Source organism: Enterobacter cloacae complex sp. P47BA (genome assembly GCF_014930485.1).
GTDB classification, from domain to species: domain Bacteria; phylum Pseudomonadota; class Gammaproteobacteria; order Enterobacterales; family Enterobacteriaceae; genus Enterobacter; species Enterobacter bugandensis.
Map to the genome: position 1 here is coordinate 113,697 of NZ_JADBRF010000011.1, position 15,156 is coordinate 128,852.

The following is a 15,156-nucleotide window of genomic DNA, read 5'->3' on the forward strand; positions in this document are numbered from 1 at the left end:
TAGCGCCCGGCGGCGCTCATGCTTGCCGGGCCTACATTTTTCGTTTTTCACCACGGTATACAGGAATACATCATGCAGTTTGACTGGAGCGCCATCTGGCCTGCCATTCCACTCTTGCTTGAAGGCGCTAAAATGACCCTGTGGATTTCGGTCCTGGGTCTGGTAGGTGGGTTGATTATCGGTCTTGTCGCCGGTTTCGCCCGCACCTACGGTGGCTGGATTGCAAACCACATCGCACTGGTTTTCATCGAAGTGATCCGCGGCACCCCGATTGTCGTGCAGGTCATGTTTATCTACTTCGCCCTGCCAATGGCCTTTACCGACCTGCGCATCGATCCGTTCAGCGCGGCCGTCGTGACCATTATGATCAACTCGGGCGCCTACATCGCGGAAATCACCCGCGGGGCGGTGCTGTCGATTCATAAAGGTTTCAGCGAAGCCGGTCTGGCATTAGGTCTTTCTCGTCGCGAAACGATCCGTCACGTTATTCTCCCGCTGGCGCTGCGCCGCATGCTGCCGCCGCTGGGTAACCAGTGGATCATCAGCATTAAAGATACATCGCTGTTCATCGTTATCGGCGTAGCCGAACTGACCCGTCAGGGCCAGGAAATTATTGCAGGCAACTTCCGCGCGCTGGAAATCTGGAGTGCGGTCGCCGTTGTTTATCTGATCATTACGCTGGTACTGAGCTTCGTTCTGCGCCGTCTTGAAAGAAGGATGAAAATCCTGTGATTGAATTTAAAAACGTCTCCAAGCACTTTGGCCCAACCCAGGTGCTGCACAATATCGATCTGAATATCAAGCAGGGTGAAGTGGTGGTGATTATCGGGCCTTCCGGTTCCGGTAAATCGACCCTGCTGCGCTGCATCAACAAGCTGGAAGAGATCACCAGCGGCGATCTGATCGTTGACGGTCTGAAGGTAAACGACCCGAAAGTGGACGAGCGTCTGATTCGTCAGGAAGCGGGCATGGTGTTCCAGCAGTTCTACCTGTTCCCGCACCTGACGGCGCTGGAAAACGTGATGTTTGGCCCACTGCGCGTGCGCGGTGCCAACAAAGCGGCGGCGGAAGCGCTGGCAAAAGATCTGTTGGCGAAGGTTGGCCTGGCGGAGCGTGCGCACCACTACCCTTCCGAGCTCTCCGGTGGCCAGCAGCAGCGCGTGGCGATTGCCCGCGCGCTGGCGGTGAAACCGAAGATGATGCTGTTTGATGAGCCGACGTCCGCACTCGACCCGGAGCTGCGCCACGAGGTGCTGAAAGTCATGCAGGATCTGGCGGAAGAAGGGATGACGATGGTGATCGTGACCCACGAAATCGGCTTTGCTGAGAAAGTGGCTTCCCGCCTGATCTTTATTGATAAAGGCCGCATCGCCGAAGACGGTAACCCGCAGGAATTGATCGCGAATCCGCCTAGCCAGCGTCTGCAGGAGTTCCTGCAGCACGTCTCCTGATCCCTCGCTACATACCGAGCCGGGCTTGCCCGGCTTTTTTACGCCAGATTGTTCCCAAAAACTCCCCTCCGCCTCTCGCCCTCTATACTTATCATTTTGCACGATATTTTTGTCGGAGGACGCCGTGCCGTGGATCCTGCTGCTGTTGATAAGCCTGTTTAGTACGCCATCGCTCGCCGTGGCAATCCCCGGCGTCACCACCGGAGCAACTGCTACTCAGCAAAATACGCCGCCTCCGGAGCCGGATGCAGAACAAAAAAAAGCGGCCTATAGCGCACTTGCCGACGTCCTTGAGAATGACACCTCCCGGCAGGAGCTGATCGATCAGTTGAGGAAGGTGGCCGCCACGCCGCCTCAGGATCCGGTTCCGACCATTACGCCACCGCAGATCGAAGAGGAAAAGACGGTACTGGAAAATGTCACCGACATCAGCCGCCGCTACGGGGAAGCCCTGTCGTCACGTTTTGCCCAGCTCTATCGAAATCTTGTTGGCACCTCGCATAAACCTTTTAATCCCCACACCTTCACCGCAGCCGCCACGCAGTTTGCGATTCTGGCGGGTGCCGTGTTCATTTTTTACTGGCTGCTGCGCCTGTGCGCCTGGCCGCTCTACCGGAAGATGGGCCACTGGGGGCGGAAAAAAAATCAGCATAAAAGCAGCTGGCTGCACCTCCCGGCCATGATTACCGGAGCGTTTATCATCGATTTACTGCTGCTGGCCCTGACGCTGTTTGTCGGTCAGGTGCTGGCGGACCGCCTCAATACGGGCAACAAAACCATTGCCTTCCAGCAGGCGCTCTTCCTGAATGCGTTTGCGCTCATCGAATTTTTTAAAGCGGTGCTGCGCGTCATCTTTTGCCCGCGCGTGCCTGAACTTCGCCCTTTCAACATCAACGACGACAGCGCGAAATACTGGGCCGTGCGGCTAAGCGTGCTCAGCGGGCTGATAGGATACGGCCTGCTGGTTGCCGTGCCGATTATCTCCAACCAGGTCAACGTGCAGTTTGGCGCGCTGGCGAACGTGCTGATTATGCTCTGTATTACCGTCTGGTCTCTGTACCTTATCTTTCACAATAAAAGGACGATCACCGAGAGTCTGCTGCATCTGGCCGACCGTTCCCTCTCTTTCTTCAGTCTGTTTATCCGCGCCTTCGCGCTGGTGTGGCACTGGCTGGCAAGCGCGTATTTTATTGTGCTGTGCTTCTTCTCGCTGTTCGACCCGGGAAACAGCCTGAAATTTATGATGGGGGCGACGTTTAAAAGCCTGGCGATTATCGGCATCGCGGCGTTTGTGTCCGGGCTGTTGTCCCGCTGGATCTCGAAAACCATCACCCTGTCGCCGCAGGTCCAGCGTAATTATCCGGAACTGCAAAAACGGGTGAACGGCTGGATGTCGGTATCGCTTAAGGTGGCGCGCATTCTTACCGTCTGCGTGGCGATCATGCTGCTGCTGAATGCGTGGAGCCTGTTTGATTTCTGGAACTGGCTGCATAACGGTGCAGGCGAGAAGACCGTCGATATTTTAATTCGTATCGCGCTGATTCTGTTCTTCTCCGCCGTCGGCTGGACGCTGCTGGCGAGCCTTATCGAGAACCGTCTGGTATCGGATATTCACGGCAGACCGCTCCCCAGCGCCCGCGCGCGCACGCTGTTGACCCTGTTCCGCAATGCACTGGCGGTGATAATCAGCACCATCACCATCATGATTGTGCTGTCGGAAATCGGCGTGAATATCGCCCCGCTGCTGGCGGGTGCTGGCGCGCTGGGTCTGGCGATCTCCTTCGGCTCGCAAACGCTGGTGAAGGATATTATTACCGGCATCTTTATCCAGTTTGAGAACGGGATGAACACAGGGGATCTGGTGACCATCGGGCCGCTGACCGGTACCGTGGAGAGGATGTCGATTCGCTCGGTAGGCGTGCGTCAGGATACCGGGGCATATCACATCATTCCCTGGTCATCGATCACTACCTTCGCCAACTTTGTGCGCGGCATTGGCTCCGTTGTGGCCAACTACGATGTGGATCGTCATGAAGATGCCGACAAAGCGAAGCAGGCGCTGCGGGATGCGGTCAGTGAACTGATGGAAATGGAGGATATTCGCGGGCTGGTGATTGGCGAACCGTCGTTTGCCGGCATCGTTGGGCTGACCAACACGGCGTTCACCCTGCGCGTGTCGTTCACCACCCAGCCGTTGAAGCAGTGGACGGTGCGCTTTGCCCTCGACAGCATGGTGAAAAAGCACTTCGATCTGGCGAACGTGCGAACGCCGGTGCAGACGTATCAGGTATTGTCGCCGCCCGCCTCGCCGCTCCCTCCGCAGGAGCCGACGCTGTAACCGAGCCGGGTGGCGGCTTTGCCCTACCCGGCCTGGGGCGGGATACTATTTGCGACGTTTGTTATCGTCCATAAACGACCAGGCGATAAAGCGGCTCTGCTTCTGGCCCTGCGCCATCTCTTTTTTCACCACTTTTACGGCACCCGCTTCGCTCAGCGCGCGGTAGAGCGGCGGCAGGTTATCCCCGCGGGAAACCAGCGTCGTAAACCACTTCACCTGACGGCCAAACTGTTGGCTTTCCGCAATCATGCGCAGGATGAAGGCAACTTCACCGCCCTCGCACCACAGCTCCTGCTGCTGCCCGCCGAAGTTCAGCGCGGCGTCTTCCGCCTGACCGAGGTTGCGGCGTTTACGTTCGCTGCCCGCGCGAGCCGCTGCCGCCGAATCATGAAACGGCGGGTTGCACATCGTAGCGTCATAGCTTTCGTTTTTATGAATTATGCCGTTGAAGATGGAAGCCGCCTCTTTCTGACGACGCAGACGAATGGAACGGCTCAGGCCAGGGTTCGCGCTGATAATCGCCTGCGCGCTGGCAAAGGCCTCGGCGCCGATTTCGCTCCCGGTAAAGCGCCAGTGATATTCATGTACGCCAATCAGCGGGTAAATCAGGTTTGCCCCGGTGCCTATATCCAGGATGGAAGCCTGCTGCGGTACAGCGCCGTCACGATCTTCGGCAAGCAGATCGGCAAGGTGATGAACGTAATCAGCGCGGCCCGGCACAGGGGGGCAGAGAAAGCCTTCCGGAATATCCCAGTGAGCCACACCGTAAAAATGCGCCAGCAGGGCTTTGTTCAGCGTTTTCACCGCCTGCGGATCGGCAAAATTGACGGTCGGCTCACCCGCTGGGGTCTGGACAATATAGTCCTGCAGCGCAGGGCAGCTCTGGCACAGGGCGTTCATGTCGTAGCGGCTGCGGTGGCGATTTCGTGGGTGCAATCCCGGCTTTTGGGAAGTCATGGCGTTCTCCTTTAAACAGCGGCGTAAGATACCCTGTGCTGGCCCTGCGGTAAATCTTTCTCTGCGGCGCTTAAAAAAACACCGTAAATCAAACACCTCTACGTCTATGATCTGTCAGCGAATTGTCAGTTTTTATCGTTCAAAAAATAAGCAGATCATCATCAAATATTTGCGCTAAGTCACACTCGTCAGGCTTCTAAACTTAAAGGGAATCACCTGTTGTTTCCTCATGAGGATGTGATTATGAAAAAGTACCTGACCCTTGCTGTTATCGCCGGCGCCCTGGCAACGGCTTCATTTTCTGCGATGGCCGTTCAGTCACTGAATGAAAGTACCGATACTAGCCAGCTGCGTCCGGCGGGCACCGTCTCGGTAAGTCGCGCAAGTAACCTGGACGATCTGCAGAATAAACTGGCCGAAAAAGCCCGCCAGGAAGGTGCGAAAGGCTTTGTCGTGAACTCCGCTGGCGGAGATAACCATATGTACGGCACAGCAACCATCTATAAATAATTTTTTTCCTCCACAACAAGACTGCATCTGCCTGCCGGATGCAGTTCATTTCCGCTTTATCTTGATTGTTCATTTTTTAACCCCATATTAAAAGCAGGGTATAAACCGATTTCAGGAGGATGCCATGGCTTCCGGTTGGGCGAATGACGACGCCGTTAACGAACAGATCAACAGTACCATTGAAGATGCGGTTGCGCGCGCTCGCGGTGAGATTCCGCGCGGCGAAAGTTTGAAGGAGTGCGAAGAATGCGGAGAGCCGATCCCGGAGGCACGGCGTAAAGCCATTCCAGGCGTAAGTTTATGCATTACCTGCCAGCAGGATAAAGATTCAAAAAATGCCTCACATTCAGGTTATAATCGCAGAGGATCGAAAGATAGCCAGTTACGCTGACTCTCCTTTACCTAAGTTAACCCTGCCTGCACTTACCTTTACGCTCACGGTTTTTAGCGAACCGCGTAGCAAAATGTGCCCTTCATCTTTCTTCTGTAAAGCGCATCCACAAGAAGTGTAAAGCGCTGGTTTGAATTTATTAATATTCAATAAGTTATTTGTCATTCAATTTTTTTGACTGACCACGTCAATTCTCTTCGATTTTATCCGTCAGGAAAAAACGTGATACTTATCACATCGACGGAACATCGTCCCCTTAACAGAAAACACCTGCGAGAGATTAATTATGAAAACCATCAAATATGCTGTAGCTGCTGTTGCCCTGTCCGCTCTGTCTTTTGGCGCATTCGCCGTAGAGCCTGTTTCAACCACTCAGGCCCAGAGCATGAATAAAATCGGTGTGGTAAGTGCAGAAGGCGCGACCACGCTGGACGGCCTGGAAGCCAAGCTGGCTGAGAAAGCCGCTGCTGCCGGTGCAAGCGGATACACCATCACCTCCGCTAACACCAATAACAAGCTGAGCGGTACTGCGGTTATCTACAAATAATCGCCTGAAATGAATGCTGTATCCTCGCCAAACCCTCTGGTGAGCTGCTCCAACCCTCATTGACCCTGTTGTTTGTTACCCTTGCTTGCCCGTCCGCCACTGGACGGGCTTTTTTTTGCTTAAAACGACTGTGCCACCCGCTGTAACCCCGCTTCCACCGTCTCTACCTCCCCTGTCGCCAGCAAGCAGCAGGCCATTTGCAGTTTGATCGACTGTGGGACCGGCACGTTTCCGGCCAGGCACTGCGTAATCCAGTGTGCGGTAACCTGCGGATCTTTTGACTCCGGCAGAATCACATCGCTGTTTTCTTCCCCGCGTTCAAGCACAACGCGCGTACCGACAGAATCGATCAGCATCAGCTGTGGGCAACGCTGCGGGTTGGCGTACACCTCCCCTTCTGTTCCGTGCATCAGCAGTGCGCGTCCACCGATTTCGGCAAAGAACTGACCGACGCGCGTCACGTACTCCGGATGAGAAACACTGGAAAGGCGCAGTGCGGCATCCTCAGCAAACGGCGTTGCCAGCTTCGCCAGGGTGTGCGCACTGTTACGCACGCCCATGCGCCAGCGCATGTCCAGCTGCTTTTCCAAAGGCGGGCAGAGCGCACGAACGGGAATATAGACCGGCTGGTTCCCCTCCAGCTTTGCCTGCGCCTGGCCGGCATGGAGGGTCGGTTCAATGCCCAGCAGTTCAAAGATGGTTTCTGTCAGTACGCGCGTGGGATCTTCGCTGACCCCATGTACCACCACAGGGAACCCCAGCTTATGTAACAATATCGCCAGCAGCGGCGTCAGGTTTGCCTGCTTGCGCGCCCCGTTATAGCTCGGGATCACAATCGGCATCGGTTTTGCCACTGGCGGCGTTAAGCGCAGCGTTTGCGCCTGCATCGCCTCGTAGAAACCACGCATCTCCGCTTCGCCTTCGCCTTTGATACGCAGCGCAATCAGGATGCCGCCCATTTCCAGGTCCGGTACCTCGCCGTTGAGCATACGGGTGTAAAGCGCGCGAGCGGTTTCATGGTCCAGGTCGCGGGCGTGGTTTTTCCCACGTCCTACCTCTTTGATAATTTTGCGATAATCCACGACATTCCTCCTGACAGCCTATCTTGTTAACACTATAGCCCTGATGAATGGCTATCCGTTAGTTTTTTATCCCTTAAGACAACCTTCTGTTTTAATAGCAAAAAATAAACACAAGCTTTTTTTCAATTATTTGTGATTTCTATAGCAGATTCGTATTCATACATTTTTTGATTAAATAACCAGCGGAAAGTCATTAAGGGTCAACGGTGAAAACGTCCAGGCAACGCTCTCACCCGAAACATATCAGGATTTGCTATGAACAAGGTTGCTTTAGGTTTAATCATCGCCGCAGCGGTGGGATGTTCTGCATCCACGTTTGCGGCAACGAACGGTGAAGGGCAAATAAACTTCACCGGCGAAATTATCGATTCTGCTTGTCAGGTCGTAAATGGATTAAGTAATCCATTAAATGTACAGCTGGGGAAAGTGTCTAAAACGGTATTTACCGGTGCAGGCTCTACCAGCACCTTAACGAAGTTTGATATTCAGTTAACGAATTGTCCTGACACGGTCACCTCCGCCGCCATTAACTTCGGCGGAACACCGGATGCGAATAACAATTCAACGCTTGCCTTAACGCCAGATACCGATGCGGCGACAGGGGTGGCGATTCAGCTGGTGGATGCCTCGCAGCAGCCTGTCAGCCTGTATACGCCGTCTCAGCAGTATCAGTTAACCTCCGGCACGGCGGTTAACGATCTGGAGTTCGGCGCACGCTATATCCAAACCGGCCCGGCAATTACCGCAGGCCCTGCTAACTCCGTTTCAACCTTCACCGTTATTTATAACTGATCTTATCAATCCGGAGATATTAATGCTTTCGCGAGCATTAATATCTTCTCTGTTCATTGAGAAATCTTTATGCGCCACGGTTATTTACTGAGCACGCTTTTACTGGTAGCAACTGCTTCACATGCTGGGGTCATTATTAACGGCACCCGACTGGTCTATCAGGGAGATAAAAAGGAATCTTCTCTTGGTCTTTCAAATCCAGATGCGACGGATTATCTGGTGCAGTCCTGGGTTGATTCCGGTGGTAAAAACCAGGCCAAAGCCCCGTTCCTGATCACCCCGCCGCTTTTCCGTCTGGATGCGCACGAAGATAACGTTCTGCGCGTGGTGCGTACGGGCGGAAATTTACCGGAAGACAGGGAATCCCTGTACTGGTTGAACATTAAAGCAATCCCTTCCTCAAAACACGTTGAGGGGGTAAATACGCTGCAAATCGCCATTAATACTCGAATCAAATTACTGTATCGCCCGTCTGCGGTAAAAGGCAGACCAGAAGATGTGGCGGATAAACTTGAATGGCGCCGCGAAGGGAACGATCTGGTGGTGAATAACCCCACGCCGTTCTATATGAATTTCCAGACCGTTACGCTGAATGGTCATAAAGTCGCGAAAGCCACCTGGGCTGTTCCGAAAACGGAAACACATTTTATCTTACCGGGTAATGTCGGGGGCGCGGACGTGACGTATTCCATTATTACCGACTACGGCAGCATCAGCCATACCTGGTCGAAATCCGTTCATTAATTTTTTCCCGTTAATAAAATAATTATGTACAGCCATAAAAAGCCGTTCACCTGCCGATTGTCGTCATTGCTGGTCATTCTCTGTGGCCTGGCAATGGCGATCTTTGCGCAGCAGGTTATGGCTGATGATTATTTTAACCCTGCCCTGCTGGATGTTGATAATCCCCAGCAGGGTAAAACCGATCTGTCCATCTATGAAAAAGGCCCCGGCCAGGCGCCGGGGAAATATGAGGTCGCGGTATTTATCAATAATAATAAAATTGATACCCGCAACGTGACCTTTACGCTTCAGAAAGATTCGCAGGGCAACAGCACGCTGCAGCCTTGCTTTAGCCTTGAGGAATTAAAAAGCCTCGGCATCAAAACCAAAAAATTTCCGCAGCTAATGGCCAAAGGCCAGTGTGCTGATTTACATGTCATTCCTGCGGCATCCGCCACCTTTCGCGTTCGCAACCAGCAGCTGCTGATGAGCATCCCTCAAACGGCGCTGGGCCAGGTGCCTCGCGGTTACATTGACCCGAAAGAGTTTGACGAAGGGATCACTGCGGGCCTGCTTAATTACAGCGCCAATGCCAGCCACAGCCGCGCGCGACAGCACGGTGAGCAGGATAACAGCAGCCAGTACGTAAACCTGCGCCCAGGCCTGAACGTTGGCGCATGGCGCATTCGCAACTATTCCACCTGGAATCGCAGCACCACGGGCCATGAGGAGGAGCAGAAATTCACCTCCGTTTATACCTATGCGCAACGCGATATCGTGGCAATGAAAAGCGACATCACCGTCGGCCAGAGCTCATCCCCTGCCGACGTGTTTGACAGCGTTCCCTACACCGGGGTGGAGCTGAAATCCGACAGCGACATGCTGCCGGACAGCGAGAAAGGCTATGCGCCGATTATCCGCGGCACGGCACACAGCAACGCGCTGGTGGTGGTTCGCCAGAACGGCTACGTCATTTATCAGAACACGGTCGCGCCGGGTGCCTTCGAAATTAACGATCTCTACCCCACCGGCAGTAGCGGCGACCTGCAGGTTACCGTGAAAGAGACCGACGGCAGCGAAAGCCATTTTGTCGTGCCGTTTGCCTCCGTGCCGGTCTTGCAGCGTGAAAAAAACCTGCGCTACAGCGTGACCGCCGGGCGTTATCGTTCCTATGACAACGATGTCGAAAAGACCCCGTTTGCCCAGGGCAGCGCCATCTACGGTTTACCCTACGGTATCACCGCCTACGGCGGCGTTCAGCAGAGCAGCCATTATCAGTCTCAGGCGGTGGGCGTCGGGAAAAACATGGGCGATTTAGGCGCCTTCTCCATTGACGTCACTCGCGCCAAAGCCCTGCTGAAAAAACAGCAGGCCAGCAAAGGCCAGTCGTGGCGCGTGCGCTACAGCAAAGATATCGCCCAGTCAGGCACCAACTTCTCGCTGGCCGGCTACCGCTATAACAGCAAAGGGTTTTACACCCTGGAAGACACCATGGAGTCGTATACCCGCTCTGACGACTGGTCTGAACCGCAGCAGCGCCGCGCCCGTACCGAAGCCACCGTCGACCAGACGCTGCCGGAAGGCTGGGGTTCCCTAACCCTGAGCCTGGTGAAAGAGACCTACTGGACCCAGAGCCAGGACATGACCTCGGTGAGCGTCAGCTACAACAACAGCTGGCACGGCGTGAGCTACAGCCTCAGCTACAGCATGAACAAAAACACCCGCGACAGCGACGAAGACGGCAATGAGGTGACGAACGACAACCAGTTCGCGCTGAGCGTCTCGGTGCCGCTGGACCACTGGATGCATAACACCTGGGCCACCTACAACCTGAACAACACCAAAGATGGCACCACGCAGAATATCGGTCTGAACGGCACGGCGCTGAAAGAAGATAACCTCAACTGGAATATTCAGGAGGGGGTGAGCAGTACCGGCAGCGGCAACTCCACCAGCCTCAACGCCGATTACAAAGCAACGTACGGCGAACTGAGCGGCGGCGTCAGCCAGGACAAATATCAGCAGACCGTGAACGTCGGCCTGCAGGGCGGCGTGGTTGCCCATGCGAACGGCATCACCCTGAGCCAGCCGCTCGGTGAGACCATCGCGCTGGTGAAAGCGCCGGGCACGCACGGGACGCATATCACTAATCAGACCGGCGTTGAAACCGACTTCCGCGGCTACACCGTTGTCCCGTTTGTGACCGCGTATCGCCACAACACCATTGCGCTGGATACCGAAACGCTGCCGGACAATGCCGACGTCACCCACGCCGCGCAGGTCGTCACCCCAACTCGCGGGGCCGTGGTGCGCGCCAGCTTTAACACCCGCGTGGGCAACCGCGTGCTGATGACGCTGACGCACAACGGCAAACCGCTGCCGTTCGGCGCGACGGTCACCACAGAGGATAAGGACAGCGAGTTTATTGTGGGTAATGACGGCCAGACCTATCTTTCGGGTCTGCCGCAGCAGGGGCATCTCGCCGTTTCCTGGGGACAGGACGCGAGCGAGCACTGCATCGCTGACTATGTACTAACGGATGAGAAAGAGAAAACCAGCATCATTAACGCTGCCGCGCAGTGTCACTGATCCACCGTTCAGGCTAACGATTATGAACATGATGAAACAATGCTTTTTTGTACTGGTTCTGGGAACCGCCGCGTTATTTATGCCGCATGCAAAGGCCACCTGTTCCACGCCGGATATGCCGAAGATGATTAACGTCGCCTCGATTTCAGTTCCGACCACGCTTGCGGTGGGCGAAACCATTCCCGGAACTGAACAGACGGCGCATGTTGCGGGGCACTGCGATCAATCCATCGACAGCGGGCTGGAAATCGTCGCCTGCTATTACGGTACCGGTGCGGAAATCCCCGGCATGAAAGGTGTCTATGATTCCGGTGTTCCAGGTATCGGTATCGCGCTGATGAACGACAAAGGGCAACGCATCAGCGGAGCCGGTGGCGTGCAGTGCGACTCGCGCGCCATGCCCATTGGCTATGTCTCTGATGACGGGCAACTGTCCTTCAATTTTGATGTGACGCTGGAACTGGTTAAAACCAGTAGCGAAGTGACGTCCGGTACGCTGGTGCAGTCGCAAACTGAGTTTGGCATCGGCGTCTTCGGCCATGAAGGGATCGGCTCGCCAAACCATATCGCTTACGCCGGAAACATCAACCTGCAAACCGTCACATGTTCTGTGCTGCCAAAAAACCTCACCATCGACCTGGGCGATTTCCCGGTGAGCGACTTTATTGGCGTGGGCACGCTCTCACAACCTGCTCAGGAATTCAACGTTAGCGTGAACTGTAATACTACCGTACAGCCGGAAGTGAAGATCACCAGTGCGAACGGGTACGAAGAGGGATTTGAAGGGGTGATAAAACTGACCCCCGAGAGCGGAGCGGCAAAAGGGGTGGGCGTCAGGATGCTGTTTGACGGCAACATCGCCACCTTCGACAACTACGTCAGCACCCAGCGCCCGGCAGAAGCCAATGAAACGCTGGAGATCCCGTTCCAGGTTCGTTACATGCAAACGCAACCGGCGGTTCTCCCTGGCCCGGCGAACACGGTCGCCACCCTCACTCTCGCCTATAAATAACTGCCATGAAAAAAATACTGATAATTCTGCTGTTGGGTCTGACATCGTACGCTAACGCGGATGATATCCAGATCCAGATGACGGGTAATATTTACGCTAATACTTGCGTCGTAGACAGTGCCAGCCGCAACCTGACGGTAGATTTAGGTCAGGCGGTGTCGGGCAATTTTAAAGATGTAGGCGATACTGGCGAGTGGAAAGACTTTTCCCTTTCGGTGTCGCATTGTCCGGCCACGCTTGCCCTCGCCACCGCCTATTTCTACGGCCAGGCAGACAGCGCGCACCCGACAAAATTTGCCAATATAGGCAGCGCGAAAGGGCTGGCGCTGGAGCTGGCTGACCGTCAGGACAAGATACTCATTGCCCCACAGGCCGCCTTTAACGTCGCCATTAATCCGAGTGACCACACGGCGACGTTTCCGCTTTCCGCACGTTATTACGCCACCTCCATGCCGGTGAGCGCGGGTACGTTCAGCAGCGTGATTCAGGTGACATTCACTTACCAGTAGGACCGCGCCCCTTAGCACGGAGGCTTTTTCGACGCCCGGCAGCCAGTTTTGCCGGGCGTTTTTTTACTTCCGGCACGTCCGGCTGCTCGATCGGGAAGATCGGCAGCGCATTCAGCAGCCGCTGGCCGTAGTTTTTGGTGAGCAGACGTTTGTCATAAATCACCACCTCGCCCCAGCATCCGTGGCTACGGATCAAGCGCCCGACCTGCTGAATCAGGTTAAACGACGCCGCAGGCAGGCTCTGCACCTCAAACGGATAGCGGTTGAGGCTCTTCAGCCATTCGCCTTCGGTGATCACCACCGGGCTGTCGATAGGCGGGAAGGCGATCTTATGGATATGCACCTGCGTCAGGTAATCCCCCTTCAAATCCAGCCCTTCCGCGAAGGACTGTAGCCCCACCAGCACGCTGCGCTCGCCGTTATCAATACGTTTGCGGTGCGTTTCCACCAGCCGGTAACGGGGCTGGTCGCCCTGCACCAGCAGGAGTAAACGCAGGTCGGTGACGTGCTCCAGGAAGCGCTGCATCGCCCGCCCGCTGGCAAACAGCACCAGCATGCCGGGATATTTTTTACTTTCGACCTGCTCGCGGAAGTAGGCCGCCATTTCCGCAATGTGCTGCTCTTCGTTGTCGATAAGCGGCTCGTATTTCATGCGTGGAATGACCAGCTTGCCCTGCTCGCAGTGGTTGAACGGCGAGTCCAGCGCGACAAAACGATCGCCCGCTTTTTCTTTCAGGCCGCTCATCTCCTGCAACCGTGAAAAGCTGTTCAGAGAGCGCAGCGTCGCAGAGGTAACGACCACGTGCGGCACGCTGCGCCAGATCAGCTTTTCCAGCTGATCGGCCACGCGGATGCCCACGCAGTGGAAAAAGAGGTGAACCTGCCCGTCGCGCACCTCGCGGGTGGCCCATTTGGTGACCGGCGCGCCCGACGCCTGCGCCATCGAGGCCAGCCGCCAGAGCTTGCTCTGCGCCTCAAACATCCCCAGCGCGCGGTTCATTTGCAGCAGGATGCGGTGCAGCCGCACCACGTCGTGCGAGCCAGTTTTCTCGCTGAGGTCGTTCAGGAACATCTCCGCCAGCCCGCGCAGCTTTTCGAGATGCTTCGCCAGCTGCTGGCAGATCTCCATCACCTCTTCCGGCAACTCGCCCATCGCGAAGCGGTGTTCTGCCTCCTGGGCTGCCGGAAGATAAAGATTGAGGATGTTGTTCAGAGACGAGATAAGGCTGTAAACCTCTTCGCAGTGGTCGCTCAGACGCTCGGGTACCGCCAGCGGCGGCGTGGTTTTCGGGCGAAACTGCTCCATGCAGGTCGCCACCAGTTTGCAGAACAGATCCAGCTGAAGTCGGAACCACGGAGCGGTGATTTCCGCGCTCATCTCCAGCGCGTCCCGCGCCACGTCAGGCAGGTGGTGGCCTTCGTCGAGCACCAGCAACAGGTTTTTCGGCTCCGGCAGCACCGCTTCGCTCTCCAGCGCCGCCATCACCAGCGCGTGGTTGGCGACAACCACCTCCGCCTCCTGGATCTCGCGCCGGGCGACGAAGAACGGGCATTCCCGGTAGTAGTGACAGTTGCGGTTCAGGCAGCTTGCTTTATCGGTACTGAGCCTGCGCCACAGGTCGTCGCTAATCGCCAGGCTGGTGTGATCCCGCAGGCCGTCCCACTTATAGCCGTCGAGCTCGGCTTTCAGCTTTGCGCACTGCTCCTGCTCGGCTTTGTTGTTTGGCGTCAGCTCGTCATCCAGAAAGGCGAGCAGATCCTGCTGCGAGGGCTCGCTGCTGGCCAGCGCCGCCAGGTTACGCGGACAGACGTAGCGCCCGCGCCCAAAGGCGGCGGTGAAGCGGAGATCGGGGATGATTTTGCGCAGCAGCGGCAAATCTTTGCTGAAGATCTGATCCTGCAAGGCCACGTTCGCAGTGCTGACCACCAGCGTTTTGTCCTCTTCCCGCGCAATAGCGATGCCGGGAATGAGATACGACAGGGTTTTCCCGACGCCGGTCGGGGCTTCAATCGCCAGATGTCGCCCGTCGTCCCCGGCGAGCGTTTTTGCCACGTCGGCAATCATCTGCCGCTGCGGCGCTCGGGGGATAAAATCGGGGATCTGCTGCTGAAGCGCCTTATACCAGGCGCCTATTTGCGCTTTCAGCGCCGCGGTTAAAGCCATTGGAAAACCTGAAATACTGTATAAACAGCCACTATTGTGGCACTTTCTCTTCGCCGTCGCAAAAAGAAAAGCCCGGCTTTACGACCGGGCT

General features: G+C 55.8%; 14 protein-coding genes. 11 read left to right on the forward strand and 3 right to left on the reverse strand.

All coding sequences use genetic code 11. The features are described from left to right. Positions 1–72: 72 nt before the first annotated feature. From glnP to ybiO, 3 genes are all read left to right on the forward strand, one after another. Positions 73–732, forward strand: a complete 660-nt coding sequence (glnP, locus tag IM299_RS12980) for a glutamine ABC transporter permease GlnP (protein WP_003858462.1) — start codon at positions 73–75, stop codon at positions 730–732. Next, positions 729–1,451 carry a glutamine ABC transporter ATP-binding protein GlnQ gene (glnQ, locus tag IM299_RS12985; RefSeq protein ID WP_028012446.1) on the forward strand — a complete coding sequence of 241 codons (723 nt, stop codon included), beginning with the start codon at positions 729–731 and terminating at the stop codon, positions 1,449–1,451. The genes glnP and glnQ overlap by 4 nt, the downstream gene beginning before the upstream one ends. A 124-nt stretch (positions 1,452–1,575) precedes the next feature. Beyond that, entirely contained in the window at positions 1,576–3,789 is a 2,214-nt protein-coding gene (gene ybiO / locus IM299_RS12990) for a mechanosensitive channel protein (protein WP_028012445.1), read from the forward strand. Positions 3,790–3,834: 45 nt separating this feature from the next. On the opposite strand, the gene rlmF is transcribed toward ybiO, so the two are convergent. Beyond that, on the reverse strand, positions 3,835–4,746 hold the full coding sequence (gene rlmF / locus IM299_RS12995; RefSeq protein WP_041910718.1) for a 23S rRNA (adenine(1618)-N(6))-methyltransferase RlmF: 912 nt from the start codon (positions 4,744–4,746) through the stop codon (positions 3,835–3,837). Between the two features lie 243 nt (positions 4,747–4,989). On the opposite strand from rlmF, the gene mcbA reads away from it, so the two are divergent. From mcbA to ybiJ, 3 genes are all read left to right on the forward strand, one after another. Next, positions 4,990–5,256 (forward strand): DUF1471 family periplasmic protein McbA, encoded by a 267-nt coding sequence (gene mcbA, locus IM299_RS13000; protein ID WP_028012443.1) that lies wholly within the window; start codon positions 4,990–4,992, stop codon positions 5,254–5,256. 124 nt (positions 5,257–5,380) lie between these two features. Beyond that, positions 5,381–5,647 (forward strand): DksA/TraR family C4-type zinc finger protein, encoded by a 267-nt coding sequence (locus tag IM299_RS13005; RefSeq protein WP_193357607.1) that lies wholly within the window; start codon positions 5,381–5,383, stop codon positions 5,645–5,647. A 286-nt stretch (positions 5,648–5,933) separates the two neighbouring features. Beyond that, entirely contained in the window at positions 5,934–6,194 is a 261-nt protein-coding gene (ybiJ, locus tag IM299_RS13010; RefSeq protein WP_048957009.1) for a DUF1471 family protein YbiJ, read from the forward strand. A 119-nt stretch (positions 6,195–6,313) separates the two neighbouring features. Here ybiJ and ybiB read toward each other — a convergent pair whose 3' ends face one another. Next, complete coding sequence (gene ybiB / locus IM299_RS13015; RefSeq protein WP_047368145.1) at positions 6,314–7,276, reverse strand: DNA-binding protein YbiB; 963 nt, start codon at positions 7,274–7,276, stop codon at positions 6,314–6,316. Positions 7,277–7,531: 255 nt separating this feature from the next. Between ybiB and IM299_RS13020 the strand changes: the two genes are divergently transcribed. The 5 genes from IM299_RS13020 (at position 7,532) to IM299_RS13040 (ending at position 12,901) form a co-directional block, all read left to right on the forward strand. After that, positions 7,532–8,068, forward strand: a complete 537-nt coding sequence (locus IM299_RS13020; RefSeq protein WP_028012440.1) for a fimbrial protein — start codon at positions 7,532–7,534, stop codon at positions 8,066–8,068. A 69-nt stretch (positions 8,069–8,137) separates the two neighbouring features. Further along, positions 8,138–8,812, forward strand: a complete 675-nt coding sequence (locus tag IM299_RS13025) for a molecular chaperone (protein ID WP_193357608.1) — start codon at positions 8,138–8,140, stop codon at positions 8,810–8,812. A 24-nt stretch (positions 8,813–8,836) separates the two neighbouring features. Beyond that, complete coding sequence (locus IM299_RS13030) at positions 8,837–11,380, forward strand: fimbria/pilus outer membrane usher protein (protein WP_193357609.1); 2,544 nt, start codon at positions 8,837–8,839, stop codon at positions 11,378–11,380. 22 nt (positions 11,381–11,402) lie between these two features. Beyond that, positions 11,403–12,392, forward strand: a complete 990-nt coding sequence (locus IM299_RS13035) for a fimbrial protein (RefSeq protein WP_193357610.1) — start codon at positions 11,403–11,405, stop codon at positions 12,390–12,392. A 5-nt stretch (positions 12,393–12,397) separates the two neighbouring features. Beyond that, complete coding sequence (locus tag IM299_RS13040; RefSeq protein WP_047362738.1) at positions 12,398–12,901, forward strand: fimbrial protein; 504 nt, start codon at positions 12,398–12,400, stop codon at positions 12,899–12,901. On the opposite strand, the gene dinG is transcribed toward IM299_RS13040, so the two are convergent. Further along, entirely contained in the window at positions 12,888–15,065 is a 2,178-nt protein-coding gene (gene dinG, locus IM299_RS13045; protein WP_193357611.1) for an ATP-dependent DNA helicase DinG, read from the reverse strand. The genes IM299_RS13040 and dinG overlap by 14 nt on opposite strands. Positions 15,066–15,156 lie beyond the last annotated feature (91 nt).